The 24,741-nt window shown below is 65.4% G+C and carries 25 protein-coding genes and 1 pseudogene; 17 read left to right on the top strand and 9 right to left on the bottom strand.

The window, feature by feature from the left end; genetic code table 11:
* Position 1 precedes the first annotated feature (1 nt).
* The 4 genes from livM to I6F21_RS16155 all read left to right on the top strand — a co-directional run bounded on the left by livM (position 2) and on the right by I6F21_RS16155 (position 4,155).
* Entirely contained in the window at positions 2 to 1,321 is a 1,320-nt protein-coding gene (livM, locus tag I6F21_RS16170; protein ID WP_346656734.1) for a high-affinity branched-chain amino acid ABC transporter permease LivM, read from the top strand.
* Positions 1,318 to 2,151: an ATP-binding cassette domain-containing protein gene (locus tag I6F21_RS16165; protein WP_225139785.1), complete on the top strand. Its 834-nt coding sequence runs from the start codon at positions 1,318 to 1,320 to the stop codon at positions 2,149 to 2,151. The genes livM and I6F21_RS16165 overlap by 4 nt, the downstream gene beginning before the upstream one ends.
* Positions 2,148 to 2,885: an ABC transporter ATP-binding protein gene (locus I6F21_RS16160; RefSeq protein WP_025037253.1), complete on the top strand. Its 738-nt coding sequence runs from the start codon at positions 2,148 to 2,150 to the stop codon at positions 2,883 to 2,885. Before I6F21_RS16165 ends, I6F21_RS16160 begins: the two co-directional genes overlap by 4 nt.
* A gap of 151 nt (positions 2,886 to 3,036) precedes the next feature.
* Positions 3,037 to 4,155 (top strand): branched-chain amino acid ABC transporter substrate-binding protein, encoded by a 1,119-nt coding sequence (locus I6F21_RS16155; RefSeq protein ID WP_036012868.1) that lies wholly within the window; start codon positions 3,037 to 3,039, stop codon positions 4,153 to 4,155.
* Positions 4,156 to 4,249: 94 nt separating this feature from the next.
* Here the strand turns inward: I6F21_RS16155 and I6F21_RS16150 are convergent.
* Positions 4,250 to 4,634 (bottom strand): annotated as a pseudogene (locus tag I6F21_RS16150) (response regulator).
* Between the two features lie 233 nt (positions 4,635 to 4,867).
* On the opposite strand from I6F21_RS16150, the gene I6F21_RS16145 reads away from it, so the two are divergent.
* Genes I6F21_RS16145 through I6F21_RS16135 form a run of 3 tightly spaced genes read left to right on the top strand, consistent with a single transcriptional unit; the run spans position 4,868 to position 8,996 of the window.
* A complete protein-coding gene (locus I6F21_RS16145) occupies positions 4,868 to 7,681 on the top strand; it encodes a PAS domain S-box protein (protein WP_036012869.1) in 2,814 nt (937 codons plus the stop codon).
* A 55-nt stretch (positions 7,682 to 7,736) separates the two neighbouring features.
* Positions 7,737 to 8,735 carry a P1 family peptidase gene (locus I6F21_RS16140; protein WP_128264564.1) on the top strand — a complete coding sequence of 333 codons (999 nt, stop codon included), beginning with the start codon at positions 7,737 to 7,739 and terminating at the stop codon, positions 8,733 to 8,735.
* Positions 8,736 to 8,783: 48 nt separating this feature from the next.
* The gene (locus I6F21_RS16135) at positions 8,784 to 8,996 is read left to right on the top strand and encodes a KTSC domain-containing protein (RefSeq protein ID WP_036027804.1); all 213 of its coding nucleotides are present in this window, start codon (positions 8,784 to 8,786) and stop codon (positions 8,994 to 8,996) included.
* A gap of 13 nt (positions 8,997 to 9,009) precedes the next feature.
* Here I6F21_RS16135 and I6F21_RS16130 read toward each other — a convergent pair whose 3' ends face one another.
* Positions 9,010 to 9,759: an EF-hand domain-containing protein gene (locus I6F21_RS16130; protein WP_225139784.1), complete on the bottom strand. Its 750-nt coding sequence runs from the start codon at positions 9,757 to 9,759 to the stop codon at positions 9,010 to 9,012.
* Positions 9,760 to 10,013: 254 nt separating this feature from the next.
* Here I6F21_RS16130 and rpe point away from each other — a divergent pair, with 254 nt between their 5' ends.
* The 5 genes from rpe (at position 10,014) to I6F21_RS16105 (ending at position 11,986) form a co-directional block, all read left to right on the top strand.
* Positions 10,014 to 10,715: a ribulose-phosphate 3-epimerase gene (rpe, locus tag I6F21_RS16125; protein WP_036012875.1), complete on the top strand. Its 702-nt coding sequence runs from the start codon at positions 10,014 to 10,016 to the stop codon at positions 10,713 to 10,715.
* Positions 10,716 to 10,762: 47 nt separating this feature from the next.
* A complete protein-coding gene (locus I6F21_RS16120) occupies positions 10,763 to 11,362 on the top strand; it encodes a hypothetical protein (RefSeq protein WP_225114379.1) in 600 nt (199 codons plus the stop codon).
* Positions 11,363 to 11,451: 89 nt separating this feature from the next.
* Positions 11,452 to 11,592 (top strand): hypothetical protein, encoded by a 141-nt coding sequence (locus tag I6F21_RS16115; RefSeq protein WP_167361692.1) that lies wholly within the window; start codon positions 11,452 to 11,454, stop codon positions 11,590 to 11,592.
* Between the two features lie 5 nt (positions 11,593 to 11,597).
* Entirely contained in the window at positions 11,598 to 11,777 is a 180-nt protein-coding gene (locus tag I6F21_RS16110) for a hypothetical protein (protein WP_036012879.1), read from the top strand.
* Positions 11,778 to 11,797: 20 nt separating this feature from the next.
* Positions 11,798 to 11,986: a hypothetical protein gene (locus I6F21_RS16105; protein WP_109143246.1), complete on the top strand. Its 189-nt coding sequence runs from the start codon at positions 11,798 to 11,800 to the stop codon at positions 11,984 to 11,986.
* A gap of 27 nt (positions 11,987 to 12,013) precedes the next feature.
* Here the strand turns inward: I6F21_RS16105 and I6F21_RS16100 are convergent, their stop codons facing one another.
* The 5 genes from I6F21_RS16100 to I6F21_RS16080 all read right to left on the bottom strand — a co-directional run bounded on the left by I6F21_RS16100 (position 12,014) and on the right by I6F21_RS16080 (position 16,361).
* Positions 12,014 to 13,447, bottom strand: a complete 1,434-nt coding sequence (locus I6F21_RS16100) for a bifunctional serine/threonine-protein kinase/universal stress protein (RefSeq protein WP_225139783.1) — start codon at positions 13,445 to 13,447, stop codon at positions 12,014 to 12,016.
* Positions 13,448 to 13,450: 3 nt separating this feature from the next.
* On the bottom strand, positions 13,451 to 14,191 hold the full coding sequence (locus tag I6F21_RS16095; RefSeq protein WP_057029497.1) for a metallophosphoesterase family protein: 741 nt from the start codon (positions 14,189 to 14,191) through the stop codon (positions 13,451 to 13,453).
* Between the two features lie 118 nt (positions 14,192 to 14,309).
* Entirely contained in the window at positions 14,310 to 14,915 is a 606-nt protein-coding gene (locus I6F21_RS16090; protein WP_036027815.1) for a hypothetical protein, read from the bottom strand.
* On the bottom strand, positions 14,908 to 15,594 hold the full coding sequence (locus I6F21_RS16085) for a hypothetical protein (protein WP_036012886.1): 687 nt from the start codon (positions 15,592 to 15,594) through the stop codon (positions 14,908 to 14,910). The genes I6F21_RS16090 and I6F21_RS16085 overlap by 8 nt, the downstream gene beginning before the upstream one ends.
* Positions 15,591 to 16,361 (bottom strand): MotA/TolQ/ExbB proton channel family protein, encoded by a 771-nt coding sequence (locus tag I6F21_RS16080; RefSeq protein WP_057029496.1) that lies wholly within the window; start codon positions 16,359 to 16,361, stop codon positions 15,591 to 15,593. The genes I6F21_RS16085 and I6F21_RS16080 overlap by 4 nt, the downstream gene beginning before the upstream one ends.
* A gap of 198 nt (positions 16,362 to 16,559) precedes the next feature.
* Between I6F21_RS16080 and I6F21_RS16075 the strand changes: the two genes are divergently transcribed.
* The 3 genes from I6F21_RS16075 to I6F21_RS16065 all read left to right on the top strand — a co-directional run bounded on the left by I6F21_RS16075 (position 16,560) and on the right by I6F21_RS16065 (position 19,007).
* Positions 16,560 to 17,930 carry a histidine kinase gene (locus I6F21_RS16075; protein WP_036027819.1) on the top strand — a complete coding sequence of 457 codons (1,371 nt, stop codon included), beginning with the start codon at positions 16,560 to 16,562 and terminating at the stop codon, positions 17,928 to 17,930.
* 7 nt (positions 17,931 to 17,937) lie between these two features.
* The gene (locus I6F21_RS16070) at positions 17,938 to 18,591 is read left to right on the top strand and encodes a response regulator transcription factor (protein ID WP_036027820.1); all 654 of its coding nucleotides are present in this window, start codon (positions 17,938 to 17,940) and stop codon (positions 18,589 to 18,591) included.
* Between the two features lie 110 nt (positions 18,592 to 18,701).
* Positions 18,702 to 19,007 (top strand): hypothetical protein, encoded by a 306-nt coding sequence (locus I6F21_RS16065; protein WP_074448241.1) that lies wholly within the window; start codon positions 18,702 to 18,704, stop codon positions 19,005 to 19,007.
* 35 nt (positions 19,008 to 19,042) lie between these two features.
* Here the strand turns inward: I6F21_RS16065 and I6F21_RS16060 are convergent, their stop codons facing one another.
* Complete coding sequence (locus I6F21_RS16060; protein ID WP_225183339.1) at positions 19,043 to 19,630, bottom strand: TetR family transcriptional regulator; 588 nt, start codon at positions 19,628 to 19,630, stop codon at positions 19,043 to 19,045.
* A gap of 563 nt (positions 19,631 to 20,193) precedes the next feature.
* Here I6F21_RS16060 and purB point away from each other — a divergent pair.
* Positions 20,194 to 21,501: an adenylosuccinate lyase gene (gene purB / locus I6F21_RS16055; protein WP_225139781.1), complete on the top strand. Its 1,308-nt coding sequence runs from the start codon at positions 20,194 to 20,196 to the stop codon at positions 21,499 to 21,501.
* 164 nt (positions 21,502 to 21,665) lie between these two features.
* Positions 21,666 to 22,838, top strand: a complete 1,173-nt coding sequence (locus I6F21_RS16050) for a M20 aminoacylase family protein (RefSeq protein WP_036012899.1) — start codon at positions 21,666 to 21,668, stop codon at positions 22,836 to 22,838.
* A gap of 19 nt (positions 22,839 to 22,857) precedes the next feature.
* Here the strand turns inward: I6F21_RS16050 and I6F21_RS16045 are convergent, their stop codons facing one another.
* Positions 22,858 to 24,690 (bottom strand): caspase family protein, encoded by a 1,833-nt coding sequence (locus tag I6F21_RS16045; protein WP_225139780.1) that lies wholly within the window; start codon positions 24,688 to 24,690, stop codon positions 22,858 to 22,860.
* Between the last annotated feature and the right edge of the window lie 51 nt (positions 24,691 to 24,741).

Genomic DNA, 24,741 nt, shown 5'->3' with positions numbered 1-24,741 from the left:
CGTGACAGCTCCCTCCACCCACACGACCAAACCTGCAACGGGCATCCCCGCTCTCCTCAAGACCGCCTTCATCAACGCAGTGATCGCGCTGGTGCTGTTCTCGCTGATGGTCGGCGTCCGCACCGAGGCGGGCTCCGACGGCCAGCTCACCTATTGGACGCGATTCGGCGAGCTCGCCTCCCTCGTCGCCGCGGTGTTCGGCGGCTCGATCGTGATCGAGCTGCTCAGGCAATGGATCGGCCCGGCCGGCACCGAGCAGCTGGTGCCGCCAGTGGTGCAGAAGGGCGTGTCGCTGGTCGGCCGCTACCTTGCGCCCGCGCTGCTGATCTTCACGCTGCTGGTGCCCGTGATCTTCTATGACCAGCGCTATATCCTCGATCTCGCCATTCTCGTGCTGACCTATGTGATGCTGGGCTGGGGCCTCAACGTCGTGGTCGGGCTCGCCGGCCTGCTCGATCTCGGCTACGTCGCATTCTATGCCGTCGGCGCCTATTCCTACGCGCTGCTCGCCACCAATTTCGGCTGGTCGTTCTGGATCTGCCTGCCGCTCGCCGGCATCCTCGCCGCATTCTGGGGCGTGTTGCTCGGCTTTCCCGTGCTGCGCCTGCGCGGCGACTATCTCGCCATCGTGACGCTCGCCTTCGGCGAGATCATCCGCCTCGTCCTGATCAACTGGCAGGATCTGACCGGCGGACCGAACGGCGTGTCCGGTATTCCGCGTCCGACCCTGTTCGGCATTCCGCTCGACAGGAGCGACGATGGGCTGGCCGCCAAGCTCGGCATCGAGTTTTCGCCGACCCACCGTATCGTCTTCCTGTTCTATCTGATCCTGGCGCTGGCGCTGCTCACCAATTGGGCGACGATCCGCCTGCGCCGGCTGCCGATCGGGCGTGCCTGGGAAGCCTTGCGCGAGGACGAGGTCGCCTGCCGCGCGCTCGGCATCAACACCACGACGACCAAGCTCACGGCATTTGCGACCGGCGCCATGTTCGGCGGCTTCGCCGGTGCGTTCTTCGCCACCCGCCAGGGCTTCATCAGCCCGGAATCCTTTACCTTCCAGGAATCGGCGCTGGTGCTCGCCATCGTCGTGCTCGGCGGCATGGGCTCGCAGCTGGGCGTCGCGCTCGCCGCGCTGGCGATGATCGGCGGCTTCGAGCTGTTCCGCGGCCTCGAGACCTATCGTATGCTGGTGTTCGGCTGGACCATGGTGCTGATCATGATCTGGCGGCCACGCGGCCTGGTCGGCCATCGCGCGCCGACCGTTTATCTGAAGAAGGCGCAGGCCATCTCCTCCGACCTCGTCAAGGAAGGACACGGATGAGCGGCGACAAGATCCTCAGCGTCGACCGGCTGACGATGCGCTTCGGCGGCATCGTCGCCGTGCAGGATCTCTCGTTCGCCGCCGAGCGGAAGAAGATCACCGCGCTGATCGGGCCGAACGGCGCCGGCAAGACCACGGTGTTCAACTGCATCACCGGCTTCTACAAGCCGACCGGCGGCGCCATCCGCCTCACCCACGATGACGGCAAGGAAATCGCGCTCCAGCGGCTCAACGACTTCCGTATCGCCAAACAGGCCAAGGTCGCGCGCACGTTCCAGAACATCCGCCTGTTTCCCGGGATGACCGTGCTCGAAAACCTGATGGTGGCGCAGCACAATATGCTGATGCGCGCCTCGGGCTTCACCTTGCTCGGCCTTGTCGGCGCGCCCGCCTATCGCGACGCAGAAAAGCGCGCGATTGATCTCGCCTCCGACTGGCTGAAGCGGGTCAACCTGCTGGACCGCGCCGACGACGCCGCCGGCAATCTCGCCTATGGCGATCAGCGCCGCCTCGAGATCGCGCGCGCGATGTGCACCGAGCCCGCACTTCTGTGCCTCGACGAACCGGCTGCCGGCCTCAACGCGCGAGAGAGCGCCGCGTTGAACGAGCTCCTGCTTTCGATCCGCAACGACCTGGGAACGTCGATCCTCCTGATCGAGCATGACATGTCGGTGGTGATGGAGATCTCCGACCACATCGTGGTGATGGATCACGGGGTGAAGATCGCACAAGGCACGCCGCGCGAGGTGCGCGACGATCCCAAGGTGATCGCCGCCTATCTCGGCGCCGACGAGGAAGAGGCCGTGGCCGTCATGGAGAGCGGATCGTGACGGCGGCATCCCCCCTGCTCGCGATCCGGGGCCTGCGCGCGGCCTACGGCAAGATCGAGGCCTTGAAGGGCGTCGACGTCGACATCAATTCCGGCGAGATCGTGGCGCTGATCGGCGCCAACGGCGCCGGCAAGTCGACGCTGATGATGACGATCTTCGGCAAGCCGCGCGCCCGCGCCGGGCAGATCCTGTACGAGGGCAAGGACATCACGGCCGTCCCGACCCACGAGATCGCCCATTTGCGCATCGCGCAGTCGCCCGAAGGCCGCCGCATCTTCCCGCGCATGAGCGTCGCCGAGAACCTCCAGATGGGGGCCGACGTCACCGAGAGCACGCCGGCGGAACGGGAGAGCACACTCGAGCGCGTGTTCGCCCTGTTTCCCCGCCTGAAGGAACGTTTCGCCCAGCGCGGCGGAACCCTGTCCGGCGGCGAGCAGCAGATGCTGGCCATCGGCCGCGCCTTGATGAGCCGCCCTCGCCTGCTCCTGCTCGATGAACCCTCGCTGGGGCTCGCCCCGCTCATCGCGCGGCAGATTTTCGACGCCATCCGCACACTGAACCGGCAGGACGGCCTGACCGTGCTGATCGTCGAGCAGAACGCCAACCACGCCCTCAAGCTGGCCCATCGCGGCTATGTCATGGTCAACGGCCTGATCACGCTGGCCGGCAGCGGCGCCGAATTGCTGCAGCGCCCCGAAATCCGCGCCGCTTATCTGGAAGGCGGCCGGCACTGACCGGCCCCGCCCTGCGCGAGAATGCGGCTAGATATCTTGGCGTATGCCCGTATTTTGCCGGTGACTTCTCCTCGAATTCATTCAAGAATGGCGCCGGTTTGAACCGGGCATGCCCGGCAACTTCCACAGGCGACCACCCGCGAGGTATCTCATGAAATCACTGAAGCTCATCGGTCTGGCATTCGGCGCATCGCTCGCGCTATCGAGCGCGGCATTCGCGCAGGATGTCACCGTCGCAGTCGCAGGCCCGATGACCGGCGGCGAGTCCGCCTTCGGCCGCCAGATGAAGAACGGCGCCGAGATGGCCGTCGCCGACATCAACGCCGCCGGTGGCGTCAACGGCAAGAAGCTCGCGCTCAACGCCGAGGACGACGCCTGCGATCCGAAACAGGCCCGCTCGATCGCGGAAAAGATCGCCGGCGCCAAGATCCCGTTCGTCGCCGGCCATTTCTGCTCGTCGTCTTCGATCCCGGCCTCTGAAGCCTATGCGGACGGCAACGTCCTGCAAATCACCCCGGCTTCGACCAACCCGCTCTTCACCGAGCGCAAGCTGTGGAACGTGGCGCGAGTCTGCGGCCGCGACGACCAGCAGGGCCTGATCGCCGCGCAGTACATCGCCAAGAACTACAAGGGCAAGAACATCGCGATCCTCAACGACAAGACCACTTACGGCAAGGGTCTTGCCGACGAGACCAAGAAGGCGCTCAACAAGGCCGGCATCACCGAGAAGATGTACGAATCCTACAACAAGGGCGACAAGGACTTCAACGCGATCGTCTCGCGCCTGAAGAAGGACAATGTCGAGCTCGTCTATGTCGGCGGTTACCATCAGGAAGCCGGCCTCATCCTCCGCCAGATGCGCGATCAGGGCATGAAGACGGTGCTGATGTCGGGCGACGCGCTCGCGGACAAGGAGTACGCCTCCATCACCGGTCCCGCCGGCGAAGGCACGCTGTTCACCTTCGGTCCCGACCCGCGCAACAAGCCGACCGCGAAGAAGATCGTCGAGGCGTTCAAGGCCAAGGGCATCGATCCGGAAGGCTATACGCTCTATACCTACGCTGCGCTGCAGGTCTGGACGCAGGCGGTCAAGAAGGCCGGCACCACCGACGCCAAGAAGGTCATGGAGACCATCAAGGCCGGCAAGTGGGACACGGTGCTCGGCCCGATCGAAATTGACGCCAAGGGCGACCTCAAGCAGATCGACTATGTCGTCTACAAGTGGGACGCCAAGGGCAATTACGCCGAGCTCGGCGCCAAGGGCTCTTGATCGAGAATGCTCTTCGGGGATCCCGATCAGCGATCGCCCGAAGGCTCCCGCCATCGCGACCACGCCCCGGCTTGCCGGGGCGTTCTTTTGCCGGTCAGACCGCGGCCGAAATCTCGTCGCCGGCCGCGGCCTGGGCCTTCCGCAGGGCCTGCAGCAGATCGTTCGGCCGAAACGGCTTTTGCAGGCCGACCACGTTGGCGAGGTGGGGCGATTGGTCCATGAAATCGAGTGCCGTCATCCCGGATACCGCAATCACCGGCAGCGCCGGCGCGCGTTCGCGCAAGGCGGTGATGACGTCGACGCCGCTGGTATCACCGAGGAAGATGTCCACAATCGCCGCGTCAAAGCGGCTTTCCGCAAAGGCCTTCAGCCCCGCCGCGCCGGTTTCGGCCTCCACGACCTCGAAATGGTACCCGAAGCACGATCGCCACCATCGCGCGGACGTCCTTCTGGTCGTCGATGATGAGAACGCGGGGCATGGGCAAACTCCCGATCTCGAAATCAAAATCGCCTGTTTCAAGCCTGGAACCGGCCGCAGCGGCAGGGCATTATGACACCGCCCAGTAAAGTGCCCCTTACCAATCCCTGTTCCGTGCTCTCACCGAAATTAGGTAAGCTGTAACCCTCGGTTGAGTCGTAAACCGGTTCCGTGACCACCTGCGCCCAGAACCCGCTACGATAAACGGACTGCCGGCGAATGAGACTAGCGGAGATGCTCAAGCCCATCTACTCGCGCGAAATGGACGTGCCTGCGCCGATCGACCGAAGCACATTTCTGTCGACCCTGCCGGCCACGTCGGCCGACCGCACTGCAGCATTGACGATTGTCGGTGTGTCCTCGCTCCTGTTCGCCGCAGCCGTGCCCTTCGCCGGTACCCCGCTCCTGCCGGTGCCAGCCTTCGTCGCCAGCTATCAATCCGCGCTGGCCGTGAGCGACATCGTCACGGCAGTGCTGCTGCTGTCGCAATTTGCGATCCTGCGCACCCGCGCGCTGCTGTGGCTCGCCAGCGGCTATCTCTTCACCGCCGCGGCGGCGCTGGTTCATGCCCTCACCTTCCCAGGGCTGTTCACCCCGACCGGACTCCTGGGCGCGGGCCGACAGACCACGGTGTGGCTCTACATGATCTGGCACGCCGGCTTTCCGCTCTGCGTGATGGCATATGCCTGGCTGAAGGAGAAAGACGGTGGGCCCCGGATCCGCGGCGCGGTAAGCACCGCGATTTATGCCTGCGGGCTCGGCGTCGTCGCCGCGATGGCGGTCTTCGCCTGGATCGTCACCGCGCAGCACGATCTGTTGCCGGTCCTGTTGAGCGAGGGCCGCTACACGGCGACCATGATCGGCGTCGTGTCCTTCGTGTGGTCGCTGAGCTTTGCCGCGCTGGTCTCGCTCTGGTTCCGCAGGCCACATACGGTAATCGACATCTGGCTCATGGTGGTCATGTGCGCCTGGCTGTTCGACATCGCCCTGTCGGCGATCGTCAACGTCGCGCGCTTCGATCTCGGATTCTATGCCGGCCGGCTCTACGGCCTCGCCGCGGCGACCTTCGTGCTCGCGGTGCTTCTGATCGAGAATGTCCGCCTCCAGGCGCATACAGTGGGCCTCGTCGGAAAGCTGCGCCAGCAATCGGCCTCGCAACGCGACTATTTCGGCAAGCGCCTCGCGCTGTACGGCGCCGTGGTCGAATCCTCCAATGACGCGATCATCACCAAGTCGCTCGACGGCATCATCACCAGCTGGAACAAGGCCGCCGAAAACCTATTCGGCTACTCCGCCGCCGAGGCCGTCGGCAAGCCGATCGACATCATCGTGCCGCCGGATCGCAAGGGCGAGATCAGAAGCACCCTCAACCAGATCGCCAGCAATGAATCGATCGCCCAGCACGAGACGGTCCGAATCCGCAAAGACGGCCGCCCGCTCGACGTCGTCCTGAACGTCTCGCCGCTGCGGACCGACGATGGAGAGATCATCGGCGCTTCCAAGATCGCCCACGACATCACGGAAGAAAAGCAGGCTAGAGAGAAGCTGCGCCGCGAGACCGAGGAACGCCAGCGGATTTTCGAGACATCGCAGGACCTGATCCTGGTCACCGACGGCTACGGCAATTTCGTCCAGGTCAGCCCGAGCGTGCAGAACATTCTCGGCTACAGCCCCGAGGACATGGTCGGGCACAGCGCGATCGAGTTCATCCATCCCGACGACCTCGAGAAGACGCGGAGCGAGATGCGGGCGGCCCGTCGCGGCGCGGTCAAGCGCAGCTTCGAGGCGCGCTACTACCATTACGACGGTCACGAGGTCACGCTGAACTGGATGGGCACCTGGTCCGAGCCGGTGAAACGCCACTTCTTCATTGGCCGCGACCTCACCGACAAGCAGGCCGCCGAAGCCCAGCTCCGGCAGGTCCAGAAAATGGACTCGATCGGCCAATTGACCGGCGGCGTCGCCCACGACTTCAACAACGTGCTGACCGTGATCACGGGCACGATCGGCATTCTCAGCGACGCGGTCGCCGACCGGCCCGATCTTGCCGCGATCACCAAGCTGATCGACGACGCCGCCGAGCGCGGCGCGCAGCTGACCAAGCACCTGCTCGCCTTCGCCCGCAAGCAGCCGCTGCAGCCGCGCGAGATCGACGTCAACGCACTGGCGCTCGAAGCCGCCAAGCTCTTGCATCCGACGCTCGGCGAGCAGATCACCATCATGCCGCAGCTCACCGAGGATGCCTGGCCGACACTGGTCGACCCGGGCCAGCTCTCCACCGCGATCCTCAATCTCGCGCTGAACGCGCGCGACGCCATGCCCGAGGGCGGCACCCTGGTGCTGGAGACCCGCAACATCTTCCTCGACGACGGCTATGCCAGCATGAACCCCGACGTCGTTGCCGGCAATTACGTGATGATCGCGGTCAGCGACACCGGCACCGGAATTCCTGCCGAGCTGATCGACCGGGTATTCGATCCCTTCTTCACGACCAAGGAGGTTGGCAAGGGCACTGGCCTCGGCCTCAGCATGGTGTTTGGCTTCGTCAAGCAATCGGGCGGGCACATCAAGATCTACAGTGAGGAAGGCCACGGCACGAGCGTGAAGATCTACCTGCCGCGCTCGACCGGTGTGCAGGAGACCGAGTTCGAATCGCTCCAGAATGCGCCAATCACCGGCGGTAACGAGAAGATCTTGATCGTCGAGGACGATGCCTTGGTGCGGCAGTATGTCGTGACGCAGGTCAAGAGCCTCGGCTATACCGCGCTCGAGGCCGCCAACGGCGCCGAGGCGCTCAATATCATCGACAGCGACGAGACCATCGACCTGCTGTTCACCGACATCATCATGCCCGGCAACATGAATGGCCGCCAGCTGGCCGACGAAGCCCACAAGCGCCGCCCCGACCTGAAGACGCTGTTCACCTCGGGCTACACCGAGAACGCCATCGTCCATCACGGCCGGCTCGATTCCGGCGTGCTGCTGCTGGCCAAGCCCTACCGCAAGTCCGAGCTCGCCAAGATGCTGAGGACCGCGCTCGCCGGTTGAGCCTGCGGCATTGCTGCGCTATCGCAGATCGTGAATTCTCAAACACGAGGCCGCCTTGAAGAACCTTCTCACCGATATCGCCGGCGTCCGGGTCGGCCACGCCGAAGATCCGAAAGTCGGTTCCGGTGCGACCGCGATCATCTTCGATTCTCCTGCGATCGCCGCGATCGACGTGCGCGGCGGCGGCCCCGGCACGCGCGAGGATGCACTGCTCGATCTCGCCAACACGGTCGAGCGCGTCGACGCTATCGCGCTGTCGGGCGGCTCGGCCTTCGGCCTCGACACCGGCGGCGGCGTGCAGGCCTGGCTCGCCGAGCAGGGCCGCGGCCACCGGGTTCGCGAAGCGCTGATCCCGATCGTGCCGGGGGCGATCCTGTTCGACCTGCTCAATGGCGGCGACAAGGCCTGGGGACGCTTCTCGCCGTATCGCGACCTCGGCTATGCCGCGGCGACTGCCGCCACCAGCGCGGATTTCGCGCTTGGCAGCGCCGGCGCCGGTTTCGGCGCCACCACCGCGACGTTCAAGGGCGGGCTTGGCTCGGCATCGGCCGTGACGCCGAGCGGAATCAAGGTCGCGGCGATCGTCGCCGTCAACGCCGTGGGCAGCGTCACCGTCGGCAATGGCCCGTGGTTCTGGGCGGCGCCGTTCGAGGTGGACAGCGAATTCGGTGGACGCGGCCTGCCGGACAAGTTCACCGAGGACATGCTCCGCATGCGCATCAAGGGCGGTCCTGCCGCGAGCGCGCGCGAGAACACCACCATCGGCGCCGTCGTGACCAACGCGGTGCTGACCAAGCCCCAGGCCAAGCGGCTGGCGATGATCGCGCATACCGGCTTCGCCCGCGCGATCTATCCGGTGCATGCGCCGACCGACGGCGACGTGCTGTTCGCCGCCGCCACGTGCGAAAAGCCGATCGAGCCGCTGGTTGGCCTCACCGAGCTCGGCACGATCGCCGCCAACGTGGTCGCCCGCGCGATCGCCCGCGGCGTCTACAGCGCGACGGCCCTACCGTTTCCGGGCGCGCAGGCGGCTTGGAAGGACCGGTTCGGCTAGAAACGAAACCGTCACCCAAGCGTTACCCGGCGGACAAGGTGCGCGGCCATGCCCTCTTCCGTGATCCGCTTTTTTCGCTATGCGCCAGAGAGACGCGAACTGAAGGTGACGTTCGTCAGCGGGCGCCTCTATGTCTATGAGGATGTTCCGCCCGAGATCGCTGCTGCGTTCAGGGATGCGCGCGCAAAAGGAACGTTCTTCAATCGCGAGATCCGCGACCGCTATGCCTGTCGTGACATCACGCACGAACTTGCCGGGTAACTTCGGGACGCGCTCACACGCTGATCGACATCGATGAAGCTGCTGATCCCGCAGTGGCCTGCGCCTGGCGCTGCATCATCTGCCCGAACCAATCATAAGGCGAATTGCCGCCACTTTTCGCATTCGACGAGCTGGCGGCGCCCGGCACCGTGGTCGACATCTTGAAGCCGTCGGCATAGGTGACGGTGGTGGTGGTCGAGCCGTCGGCATTGGTCGTCGTGGTCGACGTCGAGCCGCGGCTGGATTGCGACGAGGAATCCGAGCCATCGCCCGCGCCTTCCGCGTGATCACGGCCGTGACCGCCCCTCAGCGCCTTCGTCATGTCGCCGAGATTGACGCTGCCATCCGCATTCGCGTCCATCTTCGAGAACACGTCGTCGGCCTGGGCCAGGTTGGTGCCGCCCGCGCCGAGCGCGTCCTCGAACTCGGACTTGGTGATCTTGCCGTCGGCGTCAGCGTCGATCTGCGAGAACAGATCCTTCAGCGCAGCCTCCCGGCTCTTCGACGACGAGGATGTGCCGTTGGCCGACTGGCCCTGCGCCGCGAACAGCGCATTCATCGTCTCCGCCGAGATCTGCGGATATTTACCTGCATTGACCGATGAGGTCGCGCCGGTCGTGCTGCTGCCGCTGTCGGTTGCGAACGGATTGGTCGGCGCGCTCTGCGAGGAGCCCGACTTGTGCGCCGCCGACGACGATTTCGCGTTCGTCAGCGACTGGATCGCGTCGAGCGCGCTCGATACCGCACCAAGGGCGAACAACATTGCACAACTCCAACAGGATGCGGCATGCCGCGACCAATGTTCTGCGGCTGAAGTCAGCAAGCGCCGTGCCATCGCGAAAATCTCAACGAATTCCGCATCCGTCGGGTCGTGCAGGCCGCGGGAACATCGGCAATTCATGCCGCCGGCGGCAGAAATTTCCGCCCACAGGAAGCCCGCCCTCCTGCATTGCCCGGCACAAGGGCCCATGTTAGGCGAGGCCATTCGTCGTCCGTACGCCCCCGGGAAAACGCGCCATGACCCAAGCTTTCGCCCCCCGCCCCCTGGCCATCGCGCCCTCGATCCTGGCCTCGGATTTCTCGAAGCTCGGCGAGGAGGTGCGCAGCGTCGACGCCGCGGGCGCCGACTGGATCCATCTCGACGTGATGGACGGGCACTTCGTTCCGAACATCTCCTACGGCCCTGACGTCATCAGGGCGATGCGCCCGCACACCAAGAAGATCTTCGACGCGCATCTGATGATCTCGCCCTGCGATCCCTATCTCGAGGCCTTCGCGAAGGCCGGCTGCGACCACGTCACCGTGCACGCGGAGGCAGGTCCCCATTTGCACCGCTCGCTCCAGGCGATCCGCGCGCTCGGCAAGAAGGCCGGCGTCTCGCTCAATCCGGCGACGCCGATCAGCGCGCTCGAATACGTCCTCGACCTCGTCGACCTCGTGCTGGTGATGTCGGTCAATCCCGGCTTCGGCGGCCAGGCCTTCATCCCCTCCGCGATCAACAAGATCCGGGACATCCGCGCGATGGTTGCGGGCCGCCCGATCGATATCGAGGTCGACGGCGGCGTCGGCCCCGATGTTGCGGGTGCGCTCGCCGCGGCCGGCGCCAACGCTTTCGTCGCGGGCACCTCGGTGTTCAAAGGCGGCACGCAGGAGGCCTACAAGACCAACATCGCCGCGATCCGCAACGCGGCACTTGGGGCACGCGGCGAGGCGATCTGAGATCATCGCTATCCGAACCGGAGCCGCGGCCGCTACGACCAAGTGGAATGGATAAACTCCGCGCCACTCCGTTTACTGCCGGCCTGCTTCGTCTTCTCGCCGAGTCCCTTCAGGATGGAGAGCAAGTGGTCTGGCAGGGGCAGCCCGACGCCATCGCCAACGCGACAATGTGGCGATTTCTCTGGTGGATCGGATTTCCCTGGTTGTTGCTGACCGTCATCGCCGTCAGCAACGATTGGATCGACCAAGCGACCCAACCTCTGGCAATGATTGGAGTTGGGATGATTGCAGCTCCGTTCGTGATGCTGCTGCAAGACCTGCAGACGCTTTATGTGATCACCGACCGCCGCGCGCTGATCGTGCGCACGGCCTGGAGCAGACGCAGCGTGACCGCTACTTCGTTCGACGCCATGGATGAAGTGTTCGAAATCCTCGACATCGGCGGCGGCGTCGGCCACCTGAACTTTGCGTCAGGGCGCTCGACCCGTTCGCCCGATACCGACTACACCGGGCGCTATGGGTTTCGCTGTGTTCGAGACGCAAGGCGCATCCGGGATATCCTCGATCATGCGCGCACCGGCAAAGTACGTCGGTCGCACGCGGGAAGAACTGCGGCTTCCACGGGTTCTGCAAGGCGCAAAGCTTAAAATTGTAGCCTTGGTCCGTACTCATCCGGACTTCCCTGATTCGCGCAAATCACTGCAAGTGATTCCTGCCTGTTTCGCGGGAGCACATCATGACGACGACCCTGGTTTGGACTGGCGTGGCGTTGTGGATTGGTTTCAGTGCGTTTGTGGTGTTCGGTCCCTCGGCCGGACCGGTCGAGGCCCCGGCACGTCCGGCCCGCAACATCCGCCGCGACCGCACCAGGGGCTGACGTCCATGCAGATCGCACTCGTGAGGCGTCAGCCGAAGCGCCGGTGCCGGATTCCACGGCGCCCGCATCCGAGCCTCGATTATTTCTTCGGCCGCCTCGAGCGCGCCGATGGCACGCTGGACGACGATGCCGGGCTCGACAATTCGGACCTCGACCGTTCGCTTGGCTCGCCGCGCCGACACTGAGACTCCTTTCCGGACCACCCATGAAACCGCATTGCCCGAACTGCCTGAAGGAAATGACCAAGGCGTCCGCGTCGCGTAACCTGTTCAATTGCGAGCCCTGCCGCGAGATCATCCAGTATTTCGGCGGCAGCGCCGATCACGGCGAGCCGGGACCGCAATTCGCCTGGCCGATCCGCCGCAAGCGCGCGTTTGCCGTCCACGCGGCCTGATCCGGCCCGCAAATCGCCCCGGCCGGCCTAACCTTCGCCGGCCTCCGGCCCGCCGCCGTCCCCCGCCAATCGCGGCGGCCGCACCACGGTGACGGTGCAGCTCGCCTCCGAGGCCACCTTGGCCGACACGCTGCCGAGCAGCATGCGCCGGAACGAGCTCTGTCGCGCGCCGATGATGACGTGGTCGACCTGGTTGGCCTTGGCAAACTCCAGGATCGCGGCGGCGGGATCGACCGCCTCCAGCACATGAGCCGACAGCCGGCTCTCGTCCAGCTTGAGCGGCGTTGCCCAATGCCTGAGCGCGACCAGACGATCGATATGCTTGTTGGAGCCCTGCTCGTCCAACGTCCGATCGATCGCAATCCGGTTCAGCTTGAGCACGTTGACGCAGGCAAGCCGCGCCGAGGGCAAGGTGGCGAGGATGCGCTCGGTGGTCACGCGCAGCGCCTCGTTCAGCTCCGGAGCGCCCTCCGCCGTGTCGAGCGCAACGGCGAGGATCGGGCTCGATGCGATCTGGGCTGCGACATCCGATTTCGCGCGCGGCGCCATGACACCCTGGTTGAAGCGCCGGCGCCAGGCGATGCCGAGGGAATCGCGCTTCACCCGCTCCGAGCGCGCGGTGAGCTTGACCTGGTCCGGATAAGCGAGATCGAAGGCAAGCTGGGCCGCGGTCGGATAGCGCCACACCGGCTCGATCTCCAGACAGCGCAACACCACCTCCTGAAGCCAGGGCGGATAATCCGCACGAAGCTTCCGCGGCGGATGCGGATCGCGCCACAGCCGGCGCCGCATCGCCCGCAGCGTCTCGCCCTCGCCGAACGGCCGCTCGCCGGTGGTGAAGAAATAGAGCAGCACGCCGAGCGAAAACACATCGCTGCGCGGATCGTCGCGCACCCCGAGCAGCCGCTCGGGTGCCATATAGGGCGCGGTGCCGTAAGGCAGGCGGAATTCCTCCTGCAACAGGTCCGGCAGGTGGTTGTGATGCGACAGGCCGTAGTCGATCAGCACCGCTTCGCCGCTCTCGCGGAACATGATGCTGCTCGGCTTGATGTCGTGGTGGATCACGTTCTGCCGGTGCAGATCCGCAAGCGCCGTGGCGATCCTGGCGACGAGCTGCCGCGCCTCGTCATAGGGCAGCGGCAGGTCGGGGAGCCGCTTGTACAGCGTGGCACCTGGAATGCGCTCGATCACGACATAGGCTTGGCGGGCGAAATCACCGGTGCCGAAGCAGGCCGGCACGTGCGGCCCCGCCAGCCGCGGCAGGATCATCATCTCCATCTCGAAGGAAACGATCGCGGCGGCGTCCTCGCCCTCCGACACCCGCGGGATCTTCATCAGCAAGGGGACGTCGATGCCGGGATGGGTGACGGTCCACAGCGTCGCCATGCCGCCGGCATGAACGCATTCGCCGATCGTAAAACCGTCGATCTCCGCGCCTGACTTGACCAGGGGTTTCGGCATCCGTCAGCGCCCCTGCAACAAGCGGTCGGCAAGCCAAGGCGGCAGGCCGTTGTCGCGGATCCTGCTCGCTGCGGTCTCGACGTCATAGGGCGCGCGGCAATAGGTGATCTGGCACGACTCGGTGTCGAACAGCACGAAGGCCGCCGACGGATCGCCGTCGCGGGGCTGGCCGACCGAGCCGAGCACGGCGAGCCATTGCCGTCCGCGCAGGAGCTGCACGGGGACGTCGGTCTTCGGCACGAAGCTCGTCATCTTCGCCGTCACCGACATCGAATAGAGCGCCGGCCTGTGGATGTGGCCGCAAAAGGTGACGTGGGCCCGTGTCGCAATCAGGCTCTTGGCGGCGTCCACGGTCGAGCGGACATAGTGCCAGCGCTGGGGATGCGAGGCTTCCGCATGCACGAACAGGCGGCCATCGTCCTCCACCTGCATCGGCAATTCGGCCAGAAACCGCCGCTGCGCCGTGTCGAGGCGGCCGCGGGTCCATTCGATCGCGATCTGCGCCTCGGCGTTCATCGTCTCGGCCGTGGAATTGATCGCCTGGTCATGATTGCCGCGCACCGCGACGGCACCCTGCGCGACCAGCTCCATCGCGGTGTCCACCACCCATTCCGGATCGGCGCCATAGCCGACGAAGTCGCCGAGCAGGACGAAGCCCTCTGCGCCCTTCGCATGCGCGATCTTCAGGCAGGCCTCGAACGCCTGCCTGTTGCCATGGATATCCGAGAAGACAGCGAGAAGCACGCACCCTCCACCCCTCAAATTCTTATTCGGGGCCGATGAGGCCAAATTGAGGGAGGTCAACAGGATGCGCCAGCACTGGGCCGTTTGCCAGCGCTGCTCTACGATGATGGTGATGGGCCTATTGCTCGTCCTTCGGCGGCATCCGGGGCGGCGGAATCGGCGTGAACACCGCGTCCTGGGCACCGGCCGGCGGCGCAGTGAACTCGCCGGTCGAGGAATCGCCGCCGCTGGTCTCCAGGATGGTCTTCGGCGTCACATATTCTCGAACCAAGTCGATCAGGCTGCCGTCGCCGCCGCCGAAATCCGCCGCGCGCCCTCCTTGCGGATGTCCGGCCGCGATCTCGTTCTCGGCGGCGTGGGTCTTGTCGGCCAGCCGGTCATTGTAGGGCACACGAAAAGCGCGCGGGATGCCGCTCGGGCGATTGTCCTCGTCCAGCGCCTCGACCCAGAGATAGATCGAGCCGGGATCGCCCTCAAGCGAATGCGGCTCGACGATGCGGGCCTTCAGCAGCTTGAAGGTGGTCGGCAGCCGCTCCGTGCTGGCCCAACCGAGCAGGCCGCGCATTTCGGTGAAGCTGACGATGTAGAAGGTGCTGGTCACGACCACGGCGACCGCCTTCAGCGACCAGTGCAGCCGCGCATAGACCAGAACGACCAGCAGCAGCGCGCCGATGACGGCATACGCGACCGATAGCGTCAGGATGACCGTTTGCAGGTTACTCACGGCGTACCCTCGTAGCGTTCCTGCTCACACCGGTCCTGGCATCGAGATCGCCGCCGTTGCGCCAGCTGCTGCGGAACGTCTCCAACAGCGATTTCGGCCGCTGATCGACATCGACGACCTTGCCTTCCGCATCGATCCGGAATCGGACCGCGGTCTTCTCGTCGCCGGTGTGGTCCAGCGTGAACTTGTTGTCGAAGATCACCTGCGCGGTCGGATTGAGCTTCTGCACCTTCACACCGGCCGTCACAGGCTCGCCCGTGGTGGCGACGAAATGCGAGACGTTCACGACGTACTCGCCGGCGAGGATGCCACGCACGGTGACGATCTCCTCGCGGATCGGCGAGGCGATCTTCTTGCCGTTGACGATGATGAAATTGTTGGCCCCGCCGCGGTCGTCGCGGTCGAGCGTGAGGAAGCCGGCCTCGCGGTGGCGATACCAGGCGATGTTGCCGGCGGGATCCTGCACGAACAGGTCGAGATCGTCGGGGTGGTTGTCCGGCCAGTCCAGCGTGATCATGAACTCCGCCTTGGAATCGATCTTGCCGTCCTTGGCGTCGGGGGAGACCGCCAGCAGCGCCAGGAAGAACAGGAAGGCGATCACCTGGAGCGCCTTGAACAGCATCACGCCCAGCGGGTCGAACGGCTCCTCGCGCGGATAGAGACCGAAATCATCCATCATGACGGCGTTCCCGAACCCTTGCGCTCCAGCACCGGCGTCACATAAGTCTCGGTCAGCACCACCGCGTCCGAGAACACCCGCTGGGTCGCGGCGTCGAGCATGTAGTACTGGATGCGGATCAGGATCGAGCCGACAAGGCCGGCCAGCGTCGTGTACATCGCGATCGCCATGCCGTCGCTCATCAAGCCCATCGAGGAGCGCATCGCGACCTTGTCGGCGGCGTCCAGCCCCGCGATCGGCGCCAGCATGATGATGAAGCCGATGATGGTGCCGAGCAGACCGAGCTTCATCAGCGTATCGGAGACGAAGGCGCCGAACCCGTTGGAGCCGCGCAAGCGATCGGCGAGATTACGTAGCAGCAGCGTCTGGTCGACCGGCCGGTAGTCCTGCGCCGCGGCCTTGGTCACCAGGCTTTCGATGTGGTCGCGCACCAGACCGCGCGGCAGCGCCACGGCGCTCGCATCGAGCGCCTTGCTGCCGCCCGCTGCCGACAGCACCGCGCGGCAGCGCCGCGTCGCCGCCCCTTCCCGCGCGATGGCCCGGGTCCGCAGGAAGCAGTGGCCGCAGGTGAGGACGTAGAGCGCCGCGATCACCGCTGAAATGTAGGTGCGATCCGAGGTCAGCATCAGGTGAATCAGGCCGAAGCGCCACAGCAGCACGACAGCGAAGATCGACAGCCCGGTGAAGATCATCCAGAACAGCAGCGCGCTGCGCTCGGATGGATCGGCAGCCTGGCTTGCGATTGGTCCAATCGTCATCGAACTCATGCTGCACCGCTCCTGGCTTGCAGGCGCCGGCCTGCAACGTGTCCTCACCGATTAGATCAAAGCCGCCGCTTCAGGTCCAAAGACCCATGCCCAATCCGGCTTGGGAAATTTGCCCGAGCTGCAATCCCTAGCGTTCTGCGATTGGCAAGGCACGGCGGCGTTGTTAGGCTGACCTTAGCAAACGTCGGGGGTGATCGCATGCGCCTCGTGCTTCAGCTTGTAGCTCGCCTGCTTCTAATCGTAGCGCTGTGCCTGGGAGCCGCGACCGTATGGGCCACGTTCGATGCCTATCGCAGCGTCGATCGGGCGACGGCGGCGTCGGCGCAGCGGGTCGCGCAGGCGCTTCAGGCGCTGTATTGGCGCGAGCTGTTGTTGCGCAGCAGCAGGGCGCGCGAGCATCTCCTGCCGGTTCCGGAGTGGCGCACGCTGGAGACGATGAAGCTGATCTCGCCCGGCGTCTGCGTCGAGTTCCAGCCCGCGGCGGCCTTCGAGAAGCCGCTCTGCGGCCAGAGCGAGGGGCTGGGCAAGACGCCGCCGCGCTGGTTCGCCGCCATCGTGCCGAGCTTCCTCGGCAGCCACGCCGAGGTGGTGCGGCCCGTCAGTCCCCGCGCCGCAGCCGCCGGCGCCGTCGTTGCGACGCCCCATGCGGCCGCCGCGATCGCGCTCGCCTGGGACTACGTCCTCAACGTCATCGACGTCGCGCTGCTGATGGCGGCGGCGATCGCCCTGCTTGCTTCGCTCGCCATCGCGCACGCGCTGGCGCCGGCGCGCGCGATCGTCACCGCGCTTCAGCGCATGGCGCGCGGTCAGTATCGCACCAGGCTGCCGCGCTTCCGCTCGATGGAGCTGGCGATGATCGGCAGCGCCGTCGGCGAGCTCGGCGGCCGGCTGGAGGAAGCGACCGAGCAGCGCGCCGCGCTGACGCGCCGCCTGATCGAGATCCGCGACGACGAGCGCCGCGCGCTCGCCCGCGAGCTGCACGACGAGTTCGGGCAGAATCTGTCCGCCATTCTCGCCTTCGCCAACACGATCGAGACGGCGAGCACGAAGCGGCACAAGGATGATGGGATCGCGCAAGACGCGCGCATGATCTCGCAGGCGACGCACCATCTGATGGCTTCGCTGCGCGACGCGCTGAACCGGCTGCGCAATCCGCTGCCGGAGGAGCTCGGGCTCGAGGCGAGCCTGGTCAATCTCGTCGACAGCTGGCGCTCGCACAGCGCCGCGCGGCCGGCGATCCAGCTCGATCTCAGGGGCGACCTCACCGATATCAGCGGCCCGGCCGCCACCACCGCCTATCGAGTCGCACAGGAATGCCTGACCAACGCGCTGCGCCACAGTGCAGCGCGCGAGATCTCGCTCCGCGTCGAGCGGCGCGCCGGCGAGGACGATGCGCTGCTGATCCGCGTCGAGGACGACGGCGGCGGCGATGCGGAGCGTGTCGCGCAATCGGCCGGCTTCGGCCTCACCGGAATCCGCGAGCGCGTCACGGCCGCCGGCGGATCGCTGTCGATCCTGCCCGCGAACCGCGGCCTCAGCATCGCCGCCACCATTCCGCTCGCTGCATGAGGCCGGAATGAACGAGGTGGCGGCAACAGGCATCTCCGTGCTGCTGGTCGACGACCATCCGATCGTGCGGCAAGGCTATCGGCGCGTGCTGGAGAGCCAGGGCGATTTGCATGTCGTGGCGGAAGCCGACAACGCCGCCGACGCCTACGGCGCGTTCAAGGCGCATGACCCCGACGTGGTGGTGCTCGACATTTCGATGCCCGGCGCGAGCGGGCTGGAGGCGATCCGCAACATCCGCGCCCGCAGCCCGCGGGCCCGCATTCTCGTCTTCACCATGCACAATGAGGCCGTGCTGGTGAAGGCGGCCTTCGGCGCTGGCGCCTCCGGCTTCGTCACCAAGAGCAGCGAGCCGTCCGCGGTCGTGAACGCCATTCGCAGCGTCGCCCGCGGCGAGCGCGCCATGAGCGATGACATCGCACATGTGCTGGCGGAGGACAGCCTGTCGCCGACCGGCTCGGTGCTGGACCAGTTGGGCGAGCGCGAGATCGAGATTTTGCGCCAGTTCGCCGGCGGCGCCACCACCGAAGAGATCGCGGCGCATCTCAATCTCAGCGTCAAGACCGTGCAGAACTATCACTACCTGATCAAGTCGAAGACCGGCGCGCGCACCGATGCGCAGCTGGTGCGGCTCGCCGCGACCTGCGGGCTGACGAGGATCTAGCAGCAAAGCTGCCGCACAGGCTCATCCCTCGCGATCCTCAATCTGCCGAACGAAATTGGAACGGTTCCGATCCGGCTCCGGTTAGTACGGCAGACAAGGAGTAAAGGGTCATGAGTAAGGGTCACCCCAAAGCAGTCGACCATCCCCCCATCATCACAGTAGGCGAGCTCATCGACGAACTTTGCCGTCTGCCGGACACCGCCATCGTCCACTTTCGCTGCCCGATGTTCGATCAGGAGCTGACATTCTACCGGCTTCGAAGGCGATCGAAGGATGCCGTCGAAATCGCGGTCAACGCTTATCCGGATAGTCCGCCGGTCGTGCCATCGTCCGATCCTGCCTTCCACACGCGCAGACATTCGGCATCCGCACCCTTGCCCCGCGACGGCGCCGCTCTCCAGAAAACGCGAGGTTGATTGACAGCACCCAGGGCTGAACGGGTTCTGCGGCCTTAGGCCGCCTTCAGCCCACGCAGCAGCAGCGCCAGCGTCGCATCGAGGCGCGCGGGGAGATCGGCGTCCTTCCATTCCTCGGCATGGGCCGGATGGTGGAAGCGGACGGTCGCATCGAAGATCGCGCGCGCGGTCACCTTGATGTCGCCTACGGCGAACTCGCCCTGCTGCACGCCGTCGGTCAGGATCGCGGCGATCTGGTCGATCATAGTGTCCTTGTGGCACTTGACGGCCGCGCAGGCCTCACGCGCCAGAGTCAGATAAGTCTCGAACATTTCAGGATCGTCGAGCACACGCGAACGCTTGGCCGCGAACAGCGTGCGCAGCCAACGGTCGAGCCTGTCGGGCGCCGAGCCCTGCTCCCTGGCGATCGCCAGCAGCGGGGCGTCGATGCGGTCCAGCCAGCGCTTGGCAACGGCCTCGCGCAGCGAGGCCTTGCTGGGGAAATGACGGTAGACGCTGCTGTGGCTCACATCGAGCGCACGGGCAACGTCGACCACGGTGGCCTTGGCAAGTCCGTAACGCCTGAGCACGTCCTCGGTGACTTCGAGGATCCGCTCCGGCGTCAAGACAACAGCTTCATTCATGCCAGCACCATGTTCCCGTTCAGGGCTCAGTTTACTCCGGCAGTAGGGCTGCTTCCGAAGCGCCCTGGCCGGTCGTTTCGGAAAGCCTATGCCTTAATGCGGCAGTTTTGCAGCCTGCGCCGCGATCTGGCGCGCCACCAGCAAATTGAGCCAATGCCCAATCACGCCGGTGAAATTGAGGATTTCGGTCGTCATTGTCTAAGTCTCCATTCGTCCGCGGTCCCCGCTCTTCAATCCGCCCTCCGATCCGAGCGTGGCTCGGATGTCGGGCTCCCCGGGGCTTGTCGCGGGACGCCCAATCGGAGCGTCCGAGAACGGATATACACGTCCCGCTGACAAATTTCAATATCTGTCAGTCAATGATCCGTGATTGACAGTTAATATCTGCGGCCAGGCGCCGCCATCCCGGCCGGCCGGTCCGGTGGAAAGGTCGGCGATGCCCTTCTTCCGGGGCCCAGACCGTTTGTTTCGCCCTGCCTGCTCTGTTACATCACGGCGTAAAAAGCATTTTGGCCGGCGCCGCCGTTCTCGGGACCGCCCGCCCACCTTCCTGGAGCCGCCCCATGATCCCCCGCTACACCCGCCCGGAAATGGCCTCGATCTGGGAGCCGCAGACCCGGTTCAAGATCTGGTTCGAGATCGAGGCGCATGCGGCGGACGCCCTCGCCGAGCTCGGGAGCATCCCCAAGGAGGCCGCCCGGACGGTCTGGGCCAAGGCCAAGGACGCCATCTTCGACGTCGCCCGCATCGACGAGATCGAGCGCGAGACCAAGCACGACGTCATCGCCTTCCTCACCCACCTCGCCGAGATCGTCGGCCCCGAGGCGCGCTTTGTGCACCAGGGCATGACCTCCTCCGACGTGCTCGATACCTGCCTCAACGTCCAGCTCACCCGCGCCGCCGACCTGCTGCTCGCCGACCTCGACAAGGTGCTGGCCGCGCTGAAGAAGCGCGCCTTCGAGCACAAGATGTCGCCGACCATCGGCCGCAGCCACGGCATCCATGCCGAGCCCGTGACCTTCGGCCTCAAGCTCGCTTATGCCTATGCCGAATTCACCCGTGCCAAGGAACGTCTGATCGCGGCGCGCAAGGAGGTCGCGACCTGCGCGATCTCCGGAGCCGTCGGCACCTTCGCGCAGATCGATCCGCGCGTCGAAGAGCATGTCGCCAAGGCCATGGGCCTGGTGCCGGAGCCGATCTCGACCCAGGTGATCCCGCGCGACCGTCACGCGATGTATTTCTCGACCCTCGGCGTGATCGCCTCCTCGATCGAGCGCATCGCCGTGGAGATCCGCCACATGCAGCGCACCGAGGTGCTCGAGGCCGAAGAGTTCTTCTCGGAGGGACAAAAGGGCTCCTCCGCCATGCCGCACAAGCGCAACCCGGTACTGTCGGAAAACCTCACCGGCCTCTCCCGCATGGTGCGCGCCTATGTGACGCCGGCACTGGAGAACGTCGTGCTCTGGCACGAGCGCGACATCTCGCACTCCTCGGCCGAACGCATGATGGGCCCGGACGCCACCGTGACGCTCGACTTCGCGCTGGTGCGCCTCGCCGGCCTGATCGACAAGCTGCTGGTCTATCCCGCCAACATGCAAAAGAACCTCGACCGCCTCGGCGGCCTCGTGCATTCGCAGCGCGTGCTGCTGGCGCTGACGCAGAAGGGCGCCAGCCGCGAGGACGCCTACAAGCTCGTGCAGCGCAACGCCATGCCGGTCTGGCGCGGCGAAGGCGACTTCCTTCAGCTGCTGAAGAAGGACAGTGAGGTGAAGACATATCTCACCGACGCCGAGATCGAGGAGCAGTTCGACCTCGGCTATCACCTCAAGCACGTCGACACGATCTTCAGGCGCGTGTTCGGGGAAGCGTAGGATCGTAGGGTGGGTTAGCCTTGCGGCCTGCGCGAAGCGCAGTCCGCTGGGCGTACCCACCTCTTTCGCTCCCACGGAAATCGTGGTGGGTTACGCCAAGTGGATGCGCTTGCGCATCGGGGCTAACCCACCCTACAAACGACAACCAGAAAGCGGATTCCCTCATGCCCATCGTCAATCGCGTCGCCGCCCTCTCCGACGAAATGGCTGCCTGGCGCCATGACTTCCACGAGAACCCCGAGCTGCTCTACGAAGTCCACCGCACCGCCGGCATCGTCGCCGATCGCTTGCGCGAATTCGGCTGCGACGAGGTGGTGACGGGCATCGGCCGCACCGGCGTGGTCGGCGTGATCCGCGGCCGCAAGTCGGCCTCCGGCAAGACCATCGGCCTGCGCGCCGACATGGACGCGCTGCCGATCATGGAGACGTCGGGCGTGTCTTATGCCTCGAAGGTCCCCGGCAAGATGCACGCCTGCGGCCATGACGGCCACACCGCGATGCTGCTGGGCGCGGCCAAATATCTCGCCGAGACGCGCAATTTCGACGGCACGGCCGTGATGATCTTCCAGCCCGCCGAGGAAGGCGGTGGCGGCGGCAAGGCGATGGTCGAGGACGGACTGATGACGCGCTGGAACATCCAGGAGGTCTACGGCATGCACAACATGCCGAACCTGCCCGAGGGCCATTTCGCCACCACGCCGGGTGCGATGCTCGCCTCCTCCGACAACATCCAGATCACGGTCCGCGGCAAGGGTGGCCACGCCGGCGCCGGTCCGCACAAATCTGTCGACAGCGTGCTGATCGGCTCGCAAATCGTGAACGCGCTGCAATCGATCGTGGCGCGCAACGTCGATCCGCTGAAATCGGCGGTGATCTCGATCACACAATTCCACTCCGGCACCGCCTTCAACATCATCCCGGAGGTCGCCGAGCTCGCCGGCACCGTGCGCACGCTCGACCCCGAAGTGCGCGATCTCGTCGAACGCCGCATCGGCGAAGTCGCCGACAGCATCGCCCGCGCCTATGGTGGCTCGGCCGAAACGAAATACACGCGGATGTATCCGGTGACGATGAACCATGCCCGCGAGGCCGCACTCGCCGCCGACGTCGCGCGCGACATCGTCGGCACTGAGCGCGTCAACGACAAGTTCGTCCCGATGATGGGCGCCGAGGACTTTTCGTTCATGCTGGAAGCACGCCCCGGCGCGATGGTGCTGGTCGGCATGGGCGACGGCAACGAGTGTCACCACCCGGCTTACGTCTTCAACGACAACATTCTGGGTCACGGCGCCTCGTTCTGGGCGCGGCTGGTGGAAACACGAATGCCTGCGGGGTAGCAGGCGGGCAATCACCAGCTCAGTTGCAGACTTCGACCATGCTGGTGCCGCCGCCGGCCGTTTGGCCGGCAGTCCTATTGCCCCACGTCTCGAGCCGACAACCCTGCCGGACCGGCCGGCACCCTGCACTGTTGCAAAAGACCTGACCGGTCGCCTGCGGTTTTGACGGCGCGGACTCGCTTGCCTTCCGCTCATCGTCTCGCGGTCTGGAATTCTCGCGCGTCGCAACCGGCTTCTTCTCCTGCACCTTTTCGCATTCGTTATCGTCGTTGACACGATAACCGGCCCGGCAGGTGATCTTCACGCATTGGTCGCCGTCGGCCTTGAATCCGAAATTGCACACCAGCGGACAAACCCGTCCCGGCTTGGCCTTCAAAGCATCGAGTGCGTCGACGCTGGCCAGCTTCACGTCGAACTTGGTGCCGGAATATTTGTTGAACAGCGTCAGCGAGCGCTGCGCGGCCGAGCTCCACTCGCTTTCCGCAGACGAGGTCAGGCAACCGACGCGGCGCAATTCGCTCTGCACGGATTTCGTGAGTTCGGCCGGGGATAAGGTCGTCTTCGGCCCGGGCCCGGGCGCGAGCGCGGCCACTTTCTGGTTCTCGACCTCGGGCATCTGCCGATCGGCGGCCGGCTTTGCAGCCTGCTCCGCTTTCTCTGCCGCCTGCTTGGCCGCCAACTCGGCCTTGGCCTTCTCTGCCGCCTGTTTCTCGGCCAGCGCTTTCGCGGCCGCCGCCTCGGCGGCCTTGCGCTGCTGCTCGGCCGCTTCCGCCCTGGCCTGTTCGATCTGCTTTTGCTTCTCCGCAGCGATCCGCGCCTCTTCAGCGGCTTTGGCCGCAGCAGCCGCCTTCTCCTGCTCGGCTTTCTGGGCGCGCTCGGCGATCAGCCTTGCCTTTTCCTGCTCGGCCGCCTTGGCCTTTTGCTCGGCAGCCAGACGCGTCTCTTCGGCACCGATCTTGTTCAACTGCCCCTTGGCGAGGCTGGCATAGAAGCCGTCCGGATAGGTCGCCAAAAAGGCTTCCCAGGCATCGCGCGTCGCAAGCTGGAGCGCGAGCTCGTAGTCCCTGCGAACCGCGTCCTGGGGATTTGCCTGCGGACCGGTTGCGGCCGGCTTCATTACGAGCGGCACGTCGTCGCCGCCGAGCGAGCCATAGACATAAGGCTCCTGCTTGTAGCCGGTGGTCTTGAGCACGTCGTCGCGCACGAAGCCGAACGCCTTGCGCAGATCGAGGCCCGGCTTCGGCAGGTGCTCGACCAGCGCGGCAGCAAACGGACTATTGCGAGAATCGCCGTCGGATGCGGTCGAGCCGGCCTTCGCGGCGAAGGCGATCATCGTGTTCGGGCTGGTTGGCTCGACCTTAGCGAGGCCGCGTCCGATCGCCCGCGAGGCCAGCGTGCGCTTCATCGTCTTCGCAAAGGGGTTGTCGCGGCAGGCATCGAGGATGATCAGGCGCAGCTGCTTGGCCGGCTCGACCGCGAACAATGCGCGCTCGACAGGAATGGTTTCGTCGAGAACGTCGCCATCCGTCTCCAGCGTCGCGTCGGTCGGAATGAGATAATTGTTGCCGTCGAGCTCGATGCCGTGGCCGGCATAGTAGATCACCGCCATGTCCGCATCGCGTGACCTGCCGGCGAACTCGCGCAACATGCGCCTCATCTCGCTCGCACTGAGATCCAGCCTGACGTCGACGGAATCGAAGCCCGCCTTCTTGAACATGCCGCCAATCAGCGTGGCATCGTTCGCGGGATTGGTGAGCTTGGGCGCGCTCTTGTAGGCGGAATTGCCGATGACGAGCGCGACCCGCCGATCGGCGTGTGCCGATCCGCAGGCCAGTAAGGTCGCAAAAATCAATAAACCAAATAGCCGAAACGGAATCACTGCAGCCCCCTCGGATGCAATTCC

The sequence above is a fragment of the Bradyrhizobium sp. NBAIM03 genome (assembly GCF_020194055.1).
GTDB lineage: Bacteria > Pseudomonadota > Alphaproteobacteria > Rhizobiales > Xanthobacteraceae > Bradyrhizobium > Bradyrhizobium yuanmingense.
The sequence above is the reverse complement of the archived record's forward strand: the minus strand, read 5'-3'. Positions and strand labels throughout refer to the sequence as shown.

Excerpts from the sequence above, each read along its gene's own strand:
- I6F21_RS16165 (WP_225139785.1), top strand. The coding sequence starts at position 1,318 with ATGAGCGGCGACAAGATCCTCAGCGTCGACCGGCTGACGATGCGCTTC.
- I6F21_RS16155 (WP_036012868.1), top strand. The coding sequence starts at position 3,037 with ATGAAATCACTGAAGCTCATCGGTCTGGCATTCGGCGCATCGCTCGCG.
- I6F21_RS16145 (WP_036012869.1), top strand. The coding sequence starts at position 4,868 with ATGCTCAAGCCCATCTACTCGCGCGAAATGGACGTGCCTGCGCCGATC.
- I6F21_RS16135 (WP_036027804.1), top strand. The coding sequence starts at position 8,784 with ATGCCCTCTTCCGTGATCCGCTTTTTTCGCTATGCGCCAGAGAGACGC.
- I6F21_RS16130 (WP_225139784.1), bottom strand. The coding sequence starts at position 9,759 with ATGTTGTTCGCCCTTGGTGCGGTATCGAGCGCGCTCGACGCGATCCAG.
- rpe (WP_036012875.1), top strand. The coding sequence starts at position 10,014 with ATGACCCAAGCTTTCGCCCCCCGCCCCCTGGCCATCGCGCCCTCGATC.
- I6F21_RS16120 (WP_225114379.1), top strand. The coding sequence starts at position 10,763 with ATGGATAAACTCCGCGCCACTCCGTTTACTGCCGGCCTGCTTCGTCTT.
- I6F21_RS16115 (WP_167361692.1), top strand. The coding sequence starts at position 11,452 with ATGACGACGACCCTGGTTTGGACTGGCGTGGCGTTGTGGATTGGTTTC.
- I6F21_RS16110 (WP_036012879.1), top strand. The coding sequence starts at position 11,598 with ATGCAGATCGCACTCGTGAGGCGTCAGCCGAAGCGCCGGTGCCGGATT.
- I6F21_RS16105 (WP_109143246.1), top strand. The coding sequence starts at position 11,798 with ATGAAACCGCATTGCCCGAACTGCCTGAAGGAAATGACCAAGGCGTCC.
- I6F21_RS16100 (WP_225139783.1), bottom strand. The coding sequence starts at position 13,447 with ATGCCGAAACCCCTGGTCAAGTCAGGCGCGGAGATCGACGGTTTTACG.
- I6F21_RS16085 (WP_036012886.1), bottom strand. The coding sequence starts at position 15,594 with ATGATGGATGATTTCGGTCTCTATCCGCGCGAGGAGCCGTTCGACCCG.
- I6F21_RS16080 (WP_057029496.1), bottom strand. The coding sequence starts at position 16,361 with ATGAGTTCGATGACGATTGGACCAATCGCAAGCCAGGCTGCCGATCCA.
- I6F21_RS16075 (WP_036027819.1), top strand. The coding sequence starts at position 16,560 with ATGCGCCTCGTGCTTCAGCTTGTAGCTCGCCTGCTTCTAATCGTAGCG.
- I6F21_RS16070 (WP_036027820.1), top strand. The coding sequence starts at position 17,938 with ATGAACGAGGTGGCGGCAACAGGCATCTCCGTGCTGCTGGTCGACGAC.
- I6F21_RS16065 (WP_074448241.1), top strand. The coding sequence starts at position 18,702 with ATGAGTAAGGGTCACCCCAAAGCAGTCGACCATCCCCCCATCATCACA.
- I6F21_RS16060 (WP_225183339.1), bottom strand. The coding sequence starts at position 19,630 with ATGAATGAAGCTGTTGTCTTGACGCCGGAGCGGATCCTCGAAGTCACC.
- purB (WP_225139781.1), top strand. The coding sequence starts at position 20,194 with ATGATCCCCCGCTACACCCGCCCGGAAATGGCCTCGATCTGGGAGCCG.
- I6F21_RS16050 (WP_036012899.1), top strand. The coding sequence starts at position 21,666 with ATGCCCATCGTCAATCGCGTCGCCGCCCTCTCCGACGAAATGGCTGCC.